At 57.8% G+C, this 17,589-nt stretch carries 15 protein-coding genes and 1 pseudogene; 10 read left to right on the forward strand and 6 right to left on the reverse strand.

Features of this window, described 5'->3' with window-relative positions:
- Positions 1 to 347 precede the first annotated feature (347 nt).
- Positions 348 to 803 carry a GNAT family N-acetyltransferase gene (locus tag AOC04_RS08980; RefSeq protein WP_060692557.1) on the forward strand — a complete coding sequence of 152 codons (456 nt, stop codon included), beginning with the start codon at positions 348 to 350 and terminating at the stop codon, positions 801 to 803.
- Here AOC04_RS08980 and AOC04_RS08985 read toward each other — a convergent pair.
- The gene (locus tag AOC04_RS08985; protein ID WP_060692559.1) at positions 784 to 1,677 is read right to left on the reverse strand and encodes a LysR substrate-binding domain-containing protein; all 894 of its coding nucleotides are present in this window, start codon (positions 1,675 to 1,677) and stop codon (positions 784 to 786) included. The genes AOC04_RS08980 and AOC04_RS08985 overlap by 20 nt on opposite strands.
- A 151-nt stretch (positions 1,678 to 1,828) precedes the next feature.
- Here AOC04_RS08985 and AOC04_RS08990 point away from each other — a divergent pair, with 151 nt between their 5' ends.
- Positions 1,829 to 3,130 (forward strand): NAD(P)/FAD-dependent oxidoreductase, encoded by a 1,302-nt coding sequence (locus AOC04_RS08990; RefSeq protein ID WP_060692561.1) that lies wholly within the window; start codon positions 1,829 to 1,831, stop codon positions 3,128 to 3,130.
- Between the two features lie 48 nt (positions 3,131 to 3,178).
- Entirely contained in the window at positions 3,179 to 4,267 is a 1,089-nt protein-coding gene (locus tag AOC04_RS08995; RefSeq protein ID WP_060692564.1) for a polyamine ABC transporter substrate-binding protein, read from the forward strand.
- 141 nt (positions 4,268 to 4,408) lie between these two features.
- On the opposite strand, the gene AOC04_RS09000 is transcribed toward AOC04_RS08995, so the two are convergent.
- Positions 4,409 to 4,621 carry a PLD nuclease N-terminal domain-containing protein gene (locus AOC04_RS09000; protein ID WP_060692566.1) on the reverse strand — a complete coding sequence of 71 codons (213 nt, stop codon included), beginning with the start codon at positions 4,619 to 4,621 and terminating at the stop codon, positions 4,409 to 4,411.
- 89 nt (positions 4,622 to 4,710) lie between these two features.
- The gene (locus tag AOC04_RS09005; RefSeq protein WP_237178939.1) at positions 4,711 to 5,658 is read right to left on the reverse strand and encodes a site-specific integrase; all 948 of its coding nucleotides are present in this window, start codon (positions 5,656 to 5,658) and stop codon (positions 4,711 to 4,713) included.
- A gap of 202 nt (positions 5,659 to 5,860) precedes the next feature.
- Here AOC04_RS09005 and AOC04_RS09010 point away from each other — a divergent pair, with 202 nt between their 5' ends.
- The 5 genes and pseudogenes from AOC04_RS09010 (at position 5,861) to AOC04_RS09030 (ending at position 12,472) form a co-directional block, all read left to right on the forward strand.
- Positions 5,861 to 6,718, forward strand: a complete 858-nt coding sequence (locus AOC04_RS09010; RefSeq protein ID WP_060692570.1) for an SDR family oxidoreductase — start codon at positions 5,861 to 5,863, stop codon at positions 6,716 to 6,718.
- A 409-nt stretch (positions 6,719 to 7,127) separates the two neighbouring features.
- On the forward strand, positions 7,128 to 7,409 hold the full coding sequence (locus tag AOC04_RS23785) for a hypothetical protein (RefSeq protein WP_060692572.1): 282 nt from the start codon (positions 7,128 to 7,130) through the stop codon (positions 7,407 to 7,409).
- A gap of 284 nt (positions 7,410 to 7,693) precedes the next feature.
- A complete protein-coding gene (mgtA, locus tag AOC04_RS09020; RefSeq protein WP_060692574.1) occupies positions 7,694 to 10,408 on the forward strand; it encodes a magnesium-translocating P-type ATPase in 2,715 nt (904 codons plus the stop codon).
- Positions 10,409 to 10,473: 65 nt separating this feature from the next.
- Positions 10,474 to 12,137, forward strand: a pseudogene (locus AOC04_RS09025) (Na/Pi cotransporter family protein).
- A complete protein-coding gene (locus tag AOC04_RS09030; protein ID WP_060692576.1) occupies positions 12,125 to 12,472 on the forward strand; it encodes a DUF2493 domain-containing protein in 348 nt (115 codons plus the stop codon). Before AOC04_RS09025 ends, AOC04_RS09030 begins: the two are co-directional and overlap by 13 nt.
- Positions 12,473 to 12,498: 26 nt before the next feature.
- Here AOC04_RS09030 and AOC04_RS09035 read toward each other — a convergent pair whose 3' ends face one another.
- A complete protein-coding gene (locus tag AOC04_RS09035) occupies positions 12,499 to 13,131 on the reverse strand; it encodes a LysE family translocator (protein WP_060692578.1) in 633 nt (210 codons plus the stop codon).
- Between the two features lie 147 nt (positions 13,132 to 13,278).
- Between AOC04_RS09035 and AOC04_RS09040 the strand changes: the two genes are divergently transcribed.
- Together AOC04_RS09040 and AOC04_RS09045 are read left to right on the forward strand one after the other, a co-directional pair.
- Positions 13,279 to 14,673: an aminotransferase-like domain-containing protein gene (locus AOC04_RS09040; RefSeq protein ID WP_060692580.1), complete on the forward strand. Its 1,395-nt coding sequence runs from the start codon at positions 13,279 to 13,281 to the stop codon at positions 14,671 to 14,673.
- A gap of 148 nt (positions 14,674 to 14,821) precedes the next feature.
- On the forward strand, positions 14,822 to 16,444 hold the full coding sequence (locus AOC04_RS09045; RefSeq protein ID WP_060692582.1) for an acyl-CoA synthetase: 1,623 nt from the start codon (positions 14,822 to 14,824) through the stop codon (positions 16,442 to 16,444).
- 90 nt (positions 16,445 to 16,534) lie between these two features.
- Here AOC04_RS09045 and AOC04_RS09050 read toward each other — a convergent pair whose 3' ends face one another.
- The gene (locus AOC04_RS09050) at positions 16,535 to 16,831 is read right to left on the reverse strand and encodes a putative quinol monooxygenase (protein WP_060692583.1); all 297 of its coding nucleotides are present in this window, start codon (positions 16,829 to 16,831) and stop codon (positions 16,535 to 16,537) included.
- 26 nt (positions 16,832 to 16,857) lie between these two features.
- The gene (locus tag AOC04_RS09055) at positions 16,858 to 17,094 is read right to left on the reverse strand and encodes an HP1242/YdcH family protein (protein WP_060692585.1); all 237 of its coding nucleotides are present in this window, start codon (positions 17,092 to 17,094) and stop codon (positions 16,858 to 16,860) included.
- Between the last annotated feature and the right edge of the window lie 495 nt (positions 17,095 to 17,589).

Here is a 17,589-nt window from a genome sequence, read left to right on the forward strand (position 1 = left end):
GCGCACGTCAATCACCTGGCAGACAGGGGCCACAGGGATTATCGGGCAGGCAGACAGACGCAAGACACGGGCTGTGCCGGTCAGGCTGGAAACACTGGAGAGATGGGACAAGCACTCAGCAACAGAGGCTGAAAAAAAACGGGTCGCTGACAGAACGCAGCAACTGGGAGGCTCCATAAGGGTGTTCATATAAACCTTTGGCAAATTGGGGACGCAATCCTACAGCGCAATCAGTGTTTCTGACTAACAGACTTATTACTAAATTTGACTGATTAATCAGGTACGACCGACTTCGCCAGCAAGGTCTAGAGTAGTTCTTCAATGGGTTCACAACGGATACACCACTTATGAACGTCCTGGTACGAGCTGCCCGCGCCGAAGATGCCGCTGCCATCAGCAAGGTGATTATCGCGGCACTTCGCGAGTCAAATGCCCTGGACTACCCGCCCGAGGTCATCGCGCAGGTGGCGCAAAACTTTGCTGCGCCGCAGATTTTGGCGTTAATGAGCCAGCGTCAAGTCTATGTGGCCATCCATGATCAGGTTGTGGTCGGCACTGCAAGCCTGGACCAGCAGGTGATTCGCAGTGTGTTCATCGCCCCCGAGCAGCAGGGCAAGGGAATCGGCAAGCTGCTCATGGCCAGGATCGAGTCCGTGGCCGCCACTCATGGCCTTAAAGAATTAAGGGTGCCCTCTTCGATCACCGCCGAGAGTTTTTACGCCCGCCTCGGTTTTCAAAAAGTACGCGACGAATTCCACGGTGCCGAACGCACCGTCATCATGCTCAAGCACCTGACGCCATAGCCCGTTGCGCCTGCTCTGCAAACCATTGCATGACCCGCGAACATGCCGGGTGCGCCGCAGCCAGTGGTTGCGGGCACAACGAGTAATTACCTCCGGTTTTCAACGCCTCGCCAAACGGGATGACCAGCACCCCGCGCTGGATCGATTCTTCGGCCAGGGTCATGTCCGTCACTGCAACCCCCAGCCCGCGGGCCGCAGCATCAAGTGCCAGCTCATCAAGGTTGAACGGGATGTGACGATAGGTCTCCAGAGGCTTGCCGCCATTGGCTGATAACCAGTAGATCCATGCCTGTTTGTCGGCGGAACGGTGCAGCAATGTAAAACGGCCAAGGTCTTCCACTGACGTCAACGGCCCCACTCCCGGGGCACAAACCGGTACCAACGCTTCATCGAACAGGACCAGGCAGGCTGGGTCGCTGGAGGGCTCTGGCAGATAAAGGATATAGGCATCGCTGTCGCTGGCCGGCTCCACTATCTCGGTGGCAACGGTTTCGATCGACAGGGCAATGTCCGGGTGTTGCAAGTAGAAATCACTGAGCTTGGGCAACAACCAGCGCACAGCGAGCGAGACGTGCATTCGGATGCGGAACGGACGCTTTTGAGGTGAGAGCCGGTCTTGCAGCGCACGCAATTGCTCAAGGATAGTGCGCGCGCTGCCCAGCACCTGCTCTCCTTCGGCGGTCAAGTGTACGTTGCGGCTGTTTCTGGCAAACAGCGGTACACCGAAGTGCCCTTCCAGCTGCTGGATCTTTCGACTGACTGCACTTTGGGTCAGACACAGTGCCTGCGCCGCGAGCGTGAAACTGCCCGAATCAGCGACCGCAACCAACGCCTGCAGGCCCTGTAAAGAAGGTACGTGGCTAATTGTATCCATGCGTTTTCAGAATCGATCAATGAATTTATAACGTTGGTTATATCACCGTGTTCGTCATAAATTCCAGCTATAGAGGGCGCCCGTTGCTAACAACCATGCTATTAGCGCATGCATTGACCCGGGGCGCCGCAACCGTCAAATGAGGTGAAGCGTGAAAAATCAATGTGGCTGGATTGCCCTGGCTGGAACTTCCCCGGGCCGCGATCACCTCAAGGCCTCGGAAAAGGCTGACTGGCTGATTATTGGCGCCGGAATTACCGGGCTCAGTGCCGCACACTCACTGGCTGAAATGCACCCTGAGGCAAGGATTGTCATTGTTGACCGCCAGCGCGCCGCCCAGGGCGCGTCTGCACGCAATTCCGGCTACGCGGTGACTCATGAAAACCCTGGAGATGACGAACTGATCGGGCATAGCGGCTTCGCGGGATTTGAAGTCGACTCGGCAATTGGTCGCGCCGCCGGTGAAGAAGTGCGCAAGCGCATTAGCCGACATGGCATTGAGTGCGAATACCGCGACTCGGGTTACTACTTCGCGGTCAATGATCCAGCCAAACTGAACCATGTCGAAGCCAAGCTCAAAACCCTGACTGCGGTGGGCGCCTCGGCGCAGTTTCTGGAAGGCGAACAACTCGCCCGCACGCTCGGTACCCGGCACTACCGCGCGGCCATCTGGTGCGGCAATGGCAACGCCCTGCTGCAGCCGGCGAAGTATGTCAAAGGCCTGCTGGATGCACTGCCCGCCAATGTCACGGTCTATGAGAACACGGAGATCACCGGTCTGGAGCAAGTGAAAGGTGGCGGCATTCGTGCCAATGGCACGCAGGGCAGCATCGAAGCGAAACAGGTTCTGGTGTGCCTGAATGCCTTCATTCCTCGCGCCGGGATCGACAACAGCGCGACCTTCCCCATGGAACTCAGCGCGAGCCTGACACGCCCGCTGACTGACCAGGAATATGCCGCCATCGGCAGTGTCGAGCCCTGGGGCGTCCTGTCTACCCGCCCGCTTGGCGCGACCGTAAGGCTGACCCCGGATCGCCGGGTGATGATCCGCAACACCGCCGAATACCGCACCCAAGATTTGTCGGACAGCGATCTGCTGCAGCGACGCAAACACCATGCCCTGGGTTTGCAACGCCGCTTCCCGGGGCTGACCGAGCACGATATCCACTACACATGGACCGGCCACTTGAGCGCTACACGCAGCGGCCAGCCTTACTTTGCCAAAGTCCAGGACGGCGTGTATGCCGTGGCCGGGTGCAATGGTTCCGGAGTGGCACGCGGCACCCTGTGGGGCCGTTTGCTGGCCGAGATGGCTTGCGGCGCCAACTCTCCCCTGTTGCAGTCAGTGATGGACCGGGCCCGACCGGGCTGGCTGCCACCGCGCCCGTTCTTTGACATCGGCGCGGTACTTCGTATGCGCATAGAAGCGGTCAGGGCCAAAACCGAAATCTGAACCCACTGCGGCAAAAAAAACAAAAGCTCCTCGAAAAGGTGATTGAACATGCACATCAACACGGTTTCCCTGGCGGTCCTGCTAACGGCGTTTTCGGCTACCAGTCATGCAGAAGAGAGTGTCAACATCTCCAACTGGAACGGCTATATCGCCGATGACACCCTGGTCACCTTCACCAAAGAAACGGGGATCAAGCCGACTTACGATATCCATGACAGCAATGAAGTGCTGGAGTCCAAGTTGATGACCGGCAACACCGGTTATGACGTGGTCAGTCCGTCGAACCATTTCCTGTCGCGTCTGATCAAGGCAGGGGCCATCCAAAAGCTCGATCGCAGCCAGTTGCCCAACTGGAAAAACCTCGACCCGGTGCTGATGAAAAAGCTTGAGGTGAACGATCCCGGCAATCAGTACGGCTTCCCCTACATGTGGGGTACCGCAGGCATCGGCTACAACGTGGACAAGATCAAGCAGATCTTCGGCACCACCGATGTCACTCAGTCATGGAGCCTGTTTTTTGATGAAAACAACATCAAGAAACTGAGCCAGTGCGGTGTCGCGATCATCGACAATCCGACCCAGGTACTACCGATCACCCTTAACTATTTGGGCCTGCCACACCACAGCCATGAACCTGAGGATTACAAGAAAGCCGAGCAGGCCCTGCTGAAAATCCGACCTTATGTTCAGTACTTTCACGCATCGAAGTACATCAGCGATCTGGCCAACGGCAATATCTGTGCAGTGATTGGTTTTAACGGTGATGTGGTGCAGGCCGCGGCCAGCGCCAAAGAAGCCGGGAACGGGATCAACATCGCTTATTCGATCCCCAAGGAAGGCTCAACGCTGTGGCTGGACATGGTGGTCATGCCCAAAAGCGCACCCCATGAAAAGAACGCTTACACCTACATGAATTACCTGCTGACGCCTCAGGTGATCGCCCACATCAGCAACAGCATCCACTACGCCAACCCCAACCTTGCAGCGCGCGATTACCTGACGCCTGACGTGAAGCAGGACCCGGCCATCTATCCGTCAAAAGAAGTGGTAGATACGCTGTTCACGGTCGAGGACCTGCCGGCCAAAATTGCGCGACTCAGCACGCGCCTGTGGACCAAGTTGAAGACCAATACCTGAGTCCACACGTCCGTGCCTGGCCCATATCTTCGGGGCACAAAGCCCCTGTAGGAGCGAGCTTGCTCGCGAGCTTTTAAATACAAATAGCTCGCGAGCAAGCTCGCTCCTACAGGTTGCATACGTTCATAAAGATCCTGCGACTCACCTCGAGACCGAAGACGGGTCCCTTCTGTGCTTTTTGGACCCGGCAACCAGCCACGCCAGCATGCCAAACAAGGGCACGAAGATAATGATCGCGATCCACATCAGCCGGCTGCTTGCAGGGGCTGCGCTTTTAAGCACGCGGCTGATGGTCCAGAACTCAAACAGCAGCAGGATAATGGCCAGTACGACCCAGATTTGCTCAATTTGCATGCATCACCTCCCAGGTTGTAAAGCTTTAGGTGAGGCGATGCCGCGAGGGTTCATTCTTTTTTCAGTGCTGCAGACCGCAACAATGCGCGTTACAACATAAAGCGGTCGGTCACATTGCGCCGCTCATTGTCGTCGCGTACGTCATAGCTGACGGTGGTTGCAATGTTGGCGTGGTGGGCGAGTTTTTGCGCAATGGAAACGTCGTACTCTTCGATCACACGGGTAATGAATGAACGGCGAAAGTCATGGGGCATGATGTCGACCCCGACCTGCTTGCCCCGCTGCTTGGCGATGTAGTAAATCGCATGCTTGGTGATCCGTTCGCGGGTGATGTGGTTGCCGCGCCGAATCCGGTTGAACAGGAAGTCGTCGTCATCGGCACCGTCCGGCAGGTTGGCCCGTCTAAACGCCAGCCACTCTTCCAGCTTTTCAAAGGCCCAGGCCGGGGCGAACTTGATCAGTTCCTTGTTGCCCTTACCCAATACCCGCAAGCTGCGCTCTTGAACATTGACCTGCCACAAGTCCATGTTCACCGACTCGGACTTGCGCATCCCCGAGCCATACAAAATCGCAATGATCGCCGCATCCCTGAGGCCCTGTGGCCTCGGGTCTGCCGCACACACATCCATCAACTCGCGAATCAGGGTACGGCGCAAATTACGCCCCTTGGTCAGGCGTGAACCGCCGCCCGCCTTTACTGCACGTATCTTCAGCAAATGATCCTGGGTAATCAGGCTTTGCTGCCAGGCCTGGTTCATCACTCCGCGAATGGCATTGACGTACAGCGAGGACGTGTTGGGTGCATAGCCGTCTGCGCGCAATGCTGCCACCAGAGCCGTGATATGCCCCGGTTGCAGTTGATGCCACGGGAACTCATCGATGGCGACATCCTCAACCCCAAGTCGATCTGCCGCGTCTTGCAATACATAACGCATGGTCTGACGGCTCGATGGCGCAAGACGCTCAAGATAAAGCGCGACTGGCGCTTGAACCTGAGTGAGCTCTATGGCTGATAGCTGCGTTGCTGCGGGGTCAATAGTGGACAAAACCAATCTCGATACGGGGCTGAAACAGCTCGTAATATAACCCAAACCTATAGATTGTCCGTGCAGTTATAGCGTTTGCGCAATGAAGCCGAGAAACAGCACCAGGCGTCATTACCTCAAATTTTTTTAAACTTTTTGCCGCACCGGGGCTTCACAGCTTAGGCATCCACTGACGTTAATCAGGAGCCACGCCATGAAGCACTACCCAACGCCCCCATTCGCTCCCCAAGCGCAATCGGTACCCGGTTCACAGCGCAAAATGGAGCCTTATCCCGATTGCGGCGAGCAGAGCTATACCGGTTCCGGCCGTCTCACCAACAAAGTGGCACTGATCACCGGAGCCGATAGCGGTATCGGTCGTGCGGTCGCCATTGCCTTTGCCCGCGAAGGTGCCGATGTGGCTATTTCATATCTGGATGAGCATGAAGACGCCCAGGAAACAGCGCGCTGGGTAGAAGCGGCCGGGAGCCGATGCCTGCTCTTGCCGGGGGACCTGACCCAAAAGCAGCACTGCGAAAATATTGTTGCTGAAACAGTCGGGCAATTTGGCCGGATTGATGTGCTGGTCAATAACGCCGCCTTTCAAATGACTCACTTCGAGCTTGAAGACATCAGCGATGAAGAATGGGTAAAAACTTTCGACCTGAACATCACCGCGATTTTCCGCATCTGCAAGGCCGCCTTGCCGCACCTTCAGCGGGGCAGTTCGATTATCAATACCAGCTCGATCAACTCGGACATGCCCAAGCCTACCCTTCTGGCCTATGCCACCACCAAAGGTGCAATCGCCAACTTCACTGGCGGCCTGGCACAAATGCTCGGGCCCAAAGGCATTCGAGTGAACTGCGTTGCGCCTGGGCCCATCTGGACACCCTTGATCGTTTCGACCATGCCCGATGACGAAGTCAGGGACTTTGGTGGCCAGACCCCTTTGGGACGTCCGGGGCAGCCGGTGGAAGTGGCGCCTGTCTACGTGATGCTGGCTTCGGATGAGTCCAGCTTTATCTCGGGTTCGCGCATCGGTGTAACGGGTGGCAAGCCGATGCTCTAGAGGCCTGTTGCAATGTGCAGGATTAAACTGCACCGCAGGGTGACCCACTCCAGAGTCACCCTGTCTTATTATTGTCATATTTAACCCTCCGACAGTTTTAATAACTTCATTCGCACTTCGCGCTCTCTGAACGCCGCCTGTACCACTGTTACTTGTGACTGTTTAACCTTGACATACATAGGCTCTATGAGTAGATTGCGCAGGCCGAATACTTCGGTCTTTTTTAAACCTCACAAAAGAAGCCAATGGACACAGTATCTAGACGCTGTCCGGTCACCGTGAATGCGGCGCTCCGGGCAATAAACCAAGACATTGACAGGACTCGCCTGCACGGCGGGGTCAATTGCGCTAGAGCTTGACGCTCCAACGTAACGGCCTCCCCGGCATCAGTCCGGTCGCGAGGTGTGTGATGACCTTTAAAACTTTTGTTCTACCCGGCGTTCGTGCCTTCAGCTCCAGCATGCGCGTCAAGCTGTCCCGCGAGCCCGCTTTTGCTGGGCGCGCCCCCTTCTCTACCCCCGTTTCCGACGTAAAGCCTGCGCACCGCCAGGTGCACTGGCGCGTCAGCCCTGCCACAGGTCAACTGGAGCAGCGCTGGAGCACCACCGAAACCCAAGACCCTCAGTGTCGAGGCTTTTCAAGCCGTGCCAGCCGGTCGTTCAGTCTCTACGCAACCGCTCGCGCCGAATAAACATCGGGTAATTGAGCGCAGAACTTTCCTCTACCGAAAGTTCTGCCATCGATTAACCTCCGGCTATATCCCTATCGTTAAAAACTGGAGTTCTTTATGAACGAAGCCAGAGGTTTCTCTTTGCGCGCCAATTAATGGTGCCGCTGTAGCGAACAATAAAACCGCATTTAAAAACTTATTTAAACCGATCGCAAAGTTTGCGCGCCGGCCCACTGTTGCTCGCCTTTCATACAGGCAAGCTGCCGCTGTGTCCGGTCAAAAACAGGCGACAGGAGTTCCCTCCCATGAGCGCACTGAAAAGCCCAAAGACACAAGATAAAAATAGCGCCAGCGACAGTGCAAAATTGTCCATGCGGGCCGCACGTGAAGCACAAAACGGACTCTCGGCAACCCTGGCCAATGTCCGCTCAAGCACCGACGGCCTGACTGAGGGCGAAGCCTCGCAGCGTTTGCAGCGCGAGGGATACAACGAAGTGGCTCACGACAAGCCACCCCACGCCATCGTGCAGTTCATGCTCGCACTGCATAACCCCTTTATCTATGTGCTGCTGACCCTGGCCGTGATCAGCTTTTTCACCGACTACTGGATCCCTGAGCGTGACGGCGAAGAAAGCGACCTGACCAAAGTCATCATCATCGGCCTGATGGTGGGCCTGAGCAGCTTGCTGCGGTTCTGGCAGGAACATCGCTCGGCCAAGTCCGCCGAAGCCCTCAAGGCCATGGTCCGCACTACGGCGACCGTACTGCGCCGTGAAAAACCCGCAGCGCTGCCCCGGGTGCTTGAGATCCCGATGCGTGAACTGGTCGCCGGCGATATCGTGCAACTGTCCGCCGGGGACATGATCCCCGCGGATATTCGCCTGATTGAATCCCGGGACCTGTTTATCAGCCAGGCCGTACTCACGGGTGAAGCCTTGCCCGTGGAGAAATACGACACCCTGGGTGATGTGACGCAAAAGTCCGCTTCCGGCATGGCGGCCGATCAAAGTAACCTGCTGGACCTGCCCAATATCTGCTTCATGGGCACCAACGTGGTCAGCGGCACTGCCCGCGCCGTAGTCGTGGCCACCGGGCCGCGCACCTACTTTGGCTCTCTGGCCAAGGCCATCGTCGGCTCGCGCTCACAAACGGCATTCGACCGGGGGGTCAACAGTGTCAGCTGGCTGCTGATCCGCTTCATGCTGGTCATGGTGCCCATTGTGTTTTTCCTCAACGGGTTCTCCAAAGGTGATTGGGGCGATGCCTTCATGTTTGCCCTGGCCGTGGCGGTCGGCCTGACCCCTGAAATGTTGCCAATGATTGTCAGTGCCAACCTGGCCAAGGGCGCTACCGCCATGGCCAGGCGCAAAGTGGTGGTCAAGCGCCTGAATGCCATCCAGAACCTGGGTTCGATGGATGTACTGTGCACCGACAAGACCGGCACCCTGACCCAGGATCACATCATCCTCGAGCATCATGTCGACTGCACCGGCCAGCGCGACGAATCGGTCCTCGCGCTGGCCTGGCTCAATAGCCATCACCAGAGCGGCGTACGCAACCTGATGGATCAGGCAGTGGTGCGGTTCTCGGAACAGGACCACAAGTTCAAGGTGCCATTGGCCTACAGCAAGGTCGACGAGCTGCCTTTCGACTTTATCCGCCGACGCCTGTCGATTGTGGTCAAGGACAACCGTGGCGACCATCTGCTGGTGTGCAAGGGCGCCGTGGAGGAAATGCTCGCCATCAGCACCCATGTGATGGAAGGCGACACCTGCGTTGCGCTTGACCCGGCACGCCGCCAGCAGTTGCTGGCCCTGGCCACCGAGTACAACGAGGATGGTTTCCGCGTGCTGGTGGTAGCCACCCGCGAAATACCCAAGGCGCAGTCACAAAAGCAATACACCACCGGCGACGAGCGGGATCTTGTGATCCGGGGCATGCTTACCTTCCTTGATCCACCCAAGGAAACCGCTGGCCCGGCGATTGCCGCTCTGCAGGATATCGGGGTCGCGGTAAAAGTCCTGACGGGCGACAACGCCACAGTCACCGCCAAGGTCTGCCGCCAGGTCGGGCTGGACCCGGGCACGCCGTTGCTGGGGCCTGAAATTGAGGCTATGGACGACGCCGCCCTGCACCTGGAAGTTGAACAGCGCACGGTATTTGCCAAGCTCACCCCGCTGCAGAAATCCCGGGTGCTCAAGGCGCTGCAAGCCAATGGACACACTGTGGGCTTTCTCGGCGACGGAATTAACGATGCCCCGGCCCTGCGTGATGCGGACGTCGGTATCTCAGTGGACAGCGGTACCGATATCGCCAAAGAGTCGGCCGACATCATCCTCCTGGAAAAGAGCCTGATGGTGCTGGAAGAAGGTGTGCTCAAGGGCCGCGAAACCTTCGGCAATATCATGAAGTACCTGAACATGACCGCCAGCTCCAATTTCGGCAACGTGTTCTCGGTACTGGTGGCCAGTGCCTTCATCCCCTTCCTGCCGATGCTGTCGATCCACCTGTTGCTGCAAAACCTGATGTACGACATCTCCCAGCTGGCGTTGCCGTGGGACAAGATGGACAAGGAATACCTGCAAAAGCCGCGCAAGTGGGACGCCAAAAACATCGGCCGCTTCATGATCTGGATCGGGCCGACCTCGTCGATCTTTGACATCACCACCTTTGCCCTGATGTGGTACGTGTTCTCGGCCAACAGCGTAGAGATGCAGACCCTGTTCCAGTCCGGCTGGTTCATTGAGGGGCTGCTGTCGCAAACCCTGGTCGTACACATGTTGCGCACCCGTAAGATCCCGTTCATCCAGAGCACTGCCGCGTGGCCGGTGATCATGATGACCCTGATTGTCATTGTGCTGGGCATCTACGTGCCGTTCTCGCCGCTGGGCACGATGGTGGGCCTTGAGCCGCTGCCTCTGTCGTACTTCCCTTGGCTGGTGGCCACCCTGTTCAGCTACTGCTGCGTTGCGCAATTGATGAAGACGCTCTACATCCGCCGTTTCAAGCAGTGGTTCTGATCTGAAACTGTGGGCGCCGGTCTGGCGCCCACAGAACAATGAATGTTTGTCTGTGGAGATTCCTTATGTCGGGAACCACTCTGTTACTCAACCTCGCGGGGGCCATTGCACTGTTGCTGTGGGGCACCCATATGATTTCAACAGCGCTGCTGCGTGGGTTCGGTACCCAATTGCGCAACTGGATGGGGCGCAACCTGAATAATCGCTGGATGGCGCTGATTTCCGGAATCGGTATTACTGGCGTGCTGCAGAGCAGTACGGCAGTCAGCCTGATGGCCACCTCATTTACCGCAGCCGGCACCCTGAGCCTGGCGCCAGCCCTGGCTGTGATGCTGGGGGCCAATATCGGCTCGACCCTGGTGGTGCAGTTGCTGAGCTTCGACACTTCACTGGCCATGCCGGTGATGCTGCTGGTGGGCGTTGTCGTGTTTCGCCTGCGCGATGACTCTCGCTTTGAAAGCATCGGCTGCGCGCTGATCGGACTGGGGCTGATGCTCCTGGCCCTGGGTCTGCTCAGCGCCAGCCTCGGCCACATGGAAGCCACCCAGGTGTTTCGCGCGGTCATGCAAAGCCTTGAAGGTGACCTGATCATTGCGGTGCTCGCCGCGGTCCTGCTGACCTGGATCTGCCACTCCAGCGTAGCGGTGGTGTTACTGATTGCCTCGATGGCAGGTGCCGGCATGATGACCCCGGTGACCGCATTGGCCTTGATGCTCGGAGCCAATATTGGCGGTGCCTTGCCCTCCGTGATGAGCGCCGGCTCCAGCGTGGCGCGGCGCCTGCCGGTGGGCAATTTACTGATTCGTTTGTTCGGCGCGCTGGTATTGCTGCCGTGCCTGCCATTGATTGCCGGGCAATTGGCCCGGACCGATATCGGCCTGGCACACAGCGTGGTGTACCTGCAACCGCGTTCAGCCTGATGCTGGCAGTGCTATTTATCGGCCTGACCGGGCCTTTGGCCCGCCTGCTGAGCCGGCTATTCCCCGAGCAAGAGGCCCCGGCCGATCCCGGCATGCCCAAGTATCTCGATGAGGCCGGGCTGGAGGTCGCCAACATCGGGCTGTCCAACGCCGTACGAGAAGCCTTGCGCCTGGCGGACATGGCCACGCTGATGCTCAACCAGGTACTGCAACTGTTCGAGAAGCCTGATCAAAGCGCTTTCGCCAGGGTCCGGCAACTGGATCACTCTGTAGACCTGTTAAGCGCTGCCATTCGCGCCTATCTGGCCGATATTGGCCACGACGGCTTGAGCGATGCCGACGCTGATCGTGCCCAGGAAATACTGATGTTCGTGATCAATCTCGAGCATGCCGGCGATATTCTCAACAACCTGGCACAACTGGCTATTCGCCGAACCCGGCGTGGCGAGCAATTTTCCGGCTTTGAACTGCGGCATATCCAGGCCATGCACCGGGCCTTGCTGGACAGCCTGAACCTGGCGATCAGCGCGTTTATGGGAGAAGACCTGCTGGCGGCCAACACCTTGGTCAGCCACAAGGAAACCGTGCGCAAGCTTGAGGCGAGCGCCAGCCGCGAGCACTTTCGAAAATTGCAGAACGACAAAACCGCCTGGGCCGAGTCCGGGGATATTTTCCAACGTGTACTGCGCGACTACCGGCGGGTTCATCACCATATTGCGGCGCTGGGCTACCCGGTGCTGGAACGCTGTGCTGAACACAACGGCTTCGTCGCCCATGAATCCAGGGACACTGGCAAATGCGCCTCCTGATCTGCGCGGGGCGCCATTACGCCGACACCCTGATGTGTGAGCGAGTACTGGACGCGTACAGGGACATCAAGTGCGTGCAGGTGCTGATTCACGGCGCCAGCCAGTTTCTGGGCAACGTCCTCGAAGACTGGGCCCGGGAGCATGAAATTGATGTCGTGCGCTACCCGCCGAACTGGAAAAAACACGGTAAACAGGCCGAACGCCAGCGCAATCAATTCATGCTCAAGGACAGCCGCCCGGATGTGGTGATTGCACTGCCCGGTGGTGATGACACCCGGGAGTTGATACTCCAGGCCAGGGCGGCCGGCATTCATGTGCTGACGCTCGACAGCTAAGCCGCTTCAGCGCTGCGCGCCAGCCTCTAAAACCCTCGCGCCAGCAGCATTGCCACGGCCAACAACATGAGGGCTGTCGCCCGTTGCAACAGCACCTGTCGCGACGGGCTTTGCAGCAACCGCCGAACACGCTGGCCGAAGTAGCAATACAGACAGCCGCTGGTGAACTGCAACAGCAGAAACGCCAGCCCCAGCACGGCCAGATCCATAGCCCGGGTTTCACTGCCCTGCCCGGCAAACTGCGGAAACACCGCACTGAACATGACAATGGTTTTTGGGTTGGAAAACCCGGTAAGCAGCCCCTTGCCGAACCGCCCCCTGAAGCTGCTGTCCAGGGCAGTGCCCGGACGATCCAGCAGCAGTGCGCGGCTGTTCCATTGCCGATACGCCAGATACAGCAAATAAGCCACGCCGATAAATTGAATCCCGCGACTGAGCAGCGGATTGCCCTTGACCAGCTCGGCAAACCCGACGGCAAAGACCAGAATCGACACCAGGTATGCGGCGCTGGCGCCGAGCTGCACCGGCATTGAACGCTTAAGGCCCTCCTGCATGCCGAACCCCATCAACAGTAACGTCATGGGGCCGGGGCTAAAGGTCATGGTGGCGCAGAACAGCAGAAAGTAGAGGAAGGAAGCGAGCGTCAGTTGTGTGGCCATTACGTTTATTACATCCCCGAACCAATGCTCGAACACCTGCGAGCGGTGCCACAGTTTAGGTAGCGCGCGCTTGCAGGGGCAGATCAACCCGGGGCCAACTTGACCGTACTTTACTGGTAGCATGACCGGTAAAGTACGAGGTGATCGATGCCCATCCCCACGATTGAGTTCCAGACTGGCACGTCCAAGGTCCAGCAGATTGTCGAAGCCCTTAACCAGGCCATTGATCAAGGCCGGTTAAGCCCGGGGGCCAAGCTGCCCTCAGCCAGGGAAATGACCGAGGCATGGGGCGTGAGCAAGTTCACCCTGATTGAGGCCCTTGATCGCTTGCGCGGACAAGACCGGATCACGTCCAGCCAGGGCCTTGGCTACTTTGTCGCTACCAGAGGGCCCGTTGCGCAGCGAGCAGTCGCGCTTGATCTGTTGCCGCAAGATCTGACCAGCGTCTTGCGCCGTTCATTGACCGGTGCCAGTGGTGCCATGCGTCCGGGCAGCGGCCATTTGCCTGAAAGCTGGCTGGAGCCCAGCGCCATGCGCAATCACTTGCGCCAGCTCAGCCGTTCGCCAGACCTGCGCCTTACCGGGTATGGCGATCCGGCGGGCTATTTACCCCTGCGCCTGGCATTACAGCAAAAGCTGCTGGGGCAAGGCCAGGACGTCGCCGTCGAGCAGATCATCACCACCGCCAATACCGTCCAGGCGCTGGACATGCTGCTGCGCTTGCGAGTGCGTCCCGGCGATACAGTGCTGCTGGATATGCCCTGTTACTTCAATTTCCACGCCAATCTGGCCTTGCACGGGGCGAGGATCATGACCCTTGAGCGCACTCCCCAGGGGCTTGACCTCAGCGCCCTGCAAGAATTGTTTGAGCAGCACCGGCCGAGCCTGTATCTGACCACCGGCCTGCTGCACAACCCTACCGGCCATTCCTATTCTGCGGCCCAGGCCTATGGTTTGCTGGAGCTGGCCAAGCGTCATGACTGCCACATCATCGAAGACGACCTTTACGGCGACTGGCACCCCGACCCGCCCCCACGGCTCGCAGCTTTGGCCGGCGTCGAACAGGTGACCTACCTCAGCGGCTTTTCCAAAACCCTGAGTGCCAATCTGCGGGTGAGCTATGTGGTGACTTCGCCGCAAGTGGCTGCCAACCTGACCCATTTGAAACTGATGTGTGGCGGTATTACCTCGGAAATGTTCGAACAGATCCTCTGTTCAATGCTCAATGACGGCACCTACCACAAACACCGCAAACGCGTGACCCAAGGCCTGCTGGCCAGTGGCGCGCGAGTGGCCCGCTGGCTGCAGACCCTTGGGTTTACCTTGTGTGCGCCCTACACCGGGGGCCTGTATATCTGGGCCACCCTGCCGGCCCCACGGGACGCCGAAACCCTGGCCCGGCAAGGCCTGGCACAAGACCTGGTGCTTGCGCCGGGCATCCTGTTCGGTTTCGACCCCGTACTGCGCCACTGCATGCGCTTTAACGTAGCCCACACCGACAACCCCAAAGTGATGGCCGCCGTTGAAGTGCTGCTTGATTAGCCCGTGCTGCGGCCTTTCAAGGTGCGGGGCGATTGCTTCCCTATCAAACACAGAGTGAGCTATAAGTCAGGCCGGACATAAAACTGCCCCGTTCACTGAAAGCGAACGGGCAGCCTAGAGCTAACAATCAGCCACCGGAATGAACTTCATGTCGATTTTTGAGCAGGGCCTTGAGCCCCGTGCTGTCAATCATATAGCCCTGTCGCCGCTGAGCTTCATCGAACGCACCGCCAGTGTCTATCCCGACTACCCCGCTGTGATCCACGGTTCGATCCGGCGCACCTGGCTGCAGACTTACCAGCGCTGCAGACGTCTGGCGAGTGCCCTGGCAGGACGCGGGATTGGAACAGGCGATACCGTAGCGGTCATGCTGCCCAATATCCCGGCCATGCTTGAAGTCCATTTTGCGGTACCCATGATCGGCGCCGTGCTCAATGCCCTGAATGTACGCCTCGACGCCGAAGCCATTGCCTTCATGCTGGCCCACGGCGAGGCGAAGGTATTGATTGCCGACCGTGAATTCCATGACGTGATTCACGCAGCCATTGCCATGCTTGACCACCCGCCGCTGATTATCGACCTCGATGATCCCGAATACGGCGCAGGCCAGCCTGTCAGTGCACTGGATTACGAAGCACTACTGGCCGAGGGCGACCCCGAGTACGACTGGCAATGGCCGGCAGATGAATGGCAGGCGATTGCCCTCAACTACACCTCCGGTACCACGGGCAACCCCAAAGGCGTGGTCTATCACCACCGCGGCGCGTATCTCAACTCACTGGGCAATCAGATGGTGTGGGCCATCGGCAATCACCCGGTGTACCTGTGGACGCTGCCGATGTTCCACTGCAACGGCTGGTGCTACCCGTGGATCATCACGGCCCTGGCCGGGGTGCATGTGTTCCTGCGCCGGGTTGACCCGCAGACAATCCTGAGCCTGATCAATGAGCATCAGGTCACGCATATGTGCAGCGCGCCCATTGTGCTCAATGCGCTGGTCAACCTGCCGCAATCGACCAGGACTGCTATCGACCACCCGGTCAATGCGATGGTGGCGGGCGCGGCGCCACCGGCCAGAGTGATTGGTGCGGTGGAAGAAATGGGCATCAAGGTCACCCACGTCTATGGCCTGACCGAAGTCTATGGCCCGGTGACCATTTGCGCCTGGCACGACAAGTGGGATGCGCAGCCGCTGGCCGAGCGTGCGCAAATAAAATCCCGTCAGGGCGTTCGTTATCCGACCCTGGAAGGGGTAATGGTCGCCGACCCGAAAACCCTGGTGCCGACCCCGCGTGACGGCGAGACCATGGGTGAGATATTCATGCGTGGCAACACGGTGATGAAGGGTTACCTGAAGAACCCGAGCGCCACTGCCGAGGCCTTTGAGGGTGGCTGGTTCCATACCGGTGATTTGGCCGTTTGCCACCCGGATGGCTACGTGGAGATTCGTGACCGGCTCAAAGACATCATCATCTCGGGTGGCGAGAACATCTCGACCATTGAGGTTGAAGGCGTGCTCTATAGACACCCGGGGGTGATGGAAGCGGCAGTGGTCGCCCGCCCGGATGAAAAGTGGGGCGAAACGCCCTGTGCCTTTATCACCCTGAAGGCGGACCACCAACAGGTGCTCGAGGTTGAAATCATAGCCTTCTGCCGCGAGCACCTGGCCGGATTCAAGGTGCCGCGCACCGTAGTGTTTACCCTGCTGCCCAAGACCTCGACCGGTAAAGTCCAAAAGTACCTGCTGCGAGACATGGCCAAGGCCTTATAGACGCAAACGGGCACTACCCACTTCCAGCCAGGCATAAAAACGGCGGCCTGTTCAGGGCCGCCGCAGGGTACAGCTGTATTGAGCCGCGGCTCAGATACTCAGCTCGTCGAGCAGTAATACTTCACGATGCTCGATCAGATCAGCAACCGCCTTGCCCATCGCCAGGTAATGCGGCGTGGTTTTGTGGTGCTCAATGGCTGCCATGTCCTTCCAGCCTTCGATGAATACAAAGCACTCAGGGTTGGAGCGATCCACATGCAGGTCATAGAAAAGGCAACCGGCTTCAGCCCGTGATCCGGCCACACATGCACTCAGCGCCTGCTCAACCGTTGAGCCATGACCTGGCTTGGCACGAAGGGTGGCAACAATTTTGATAATTTTGGACATATCCGATTCCTGCAGGTTGCGGTGACTTAAACGTTCAGTAGCTTCGCGATTTTATCTTTGATCAGGAGCCTTTGCTCCTTGAGTTTCTTCAAAACTTCATCCGATACGCCAATGGCCTCCTGGGCCTCGGCTTCAACGACCTCGGCATCCTTCTCGTTGTATTGGATAAACAACTGGTTGAGATGAGCGTTTTCGCTACGGCACTTGCTGACAGCCTCTTTAGTGAGCCCCAAGTCTTGCAACAAATCGTGTTTGACTGGCATATCTGCACCTCTTAGACGTTTCGGTGACGGTGGCGGACTCTGAAAGCGAGCCCACTCAAAAGATTCAAACCAACAACCTCACCTAAGCAATAGCACGCAACAGACCACTGAGAAAGCCAGCCGTGCACTTAGGTTTAATCCTCACCCTACAGCTTTATGATTTTTAACCGATACAACTTTAAGCCAGGGCCAAAAAACAACTGTTTTAAATACGACAACACATAACGCCAATTAAATGACACATGTATTTATGGCGGTATTTTTTTGACGAAAGTTGTCTGAAATCATAGGCTAAGGCGATTTTCCGGTGATAGGATATTCAAAATCCTACGCATTGCGCGCTGTAGGACTACTCTCCAGAAGGATTTGTAGAACAAACACAGAAAACGGAAAAAATCTGGCCGGGCACAGCTTTTTAAAATGTCGATCCGCATTTAATCGACACCAATAAGAAATCACCACTGCAGGGCAACACTCGATCGCTTTGCAGAAACG

The organism is Pseudomonas versuta, from assembly GCF_001294575.1.
Taxonomy (GTDB): domain Bacteria; phylum Pseudomonadota; class Gammaproteobacteria; order Pseudomonadales; family Pseudomonadaceae; genus Aquipseudomonas; species Aquipseudomonas versuta.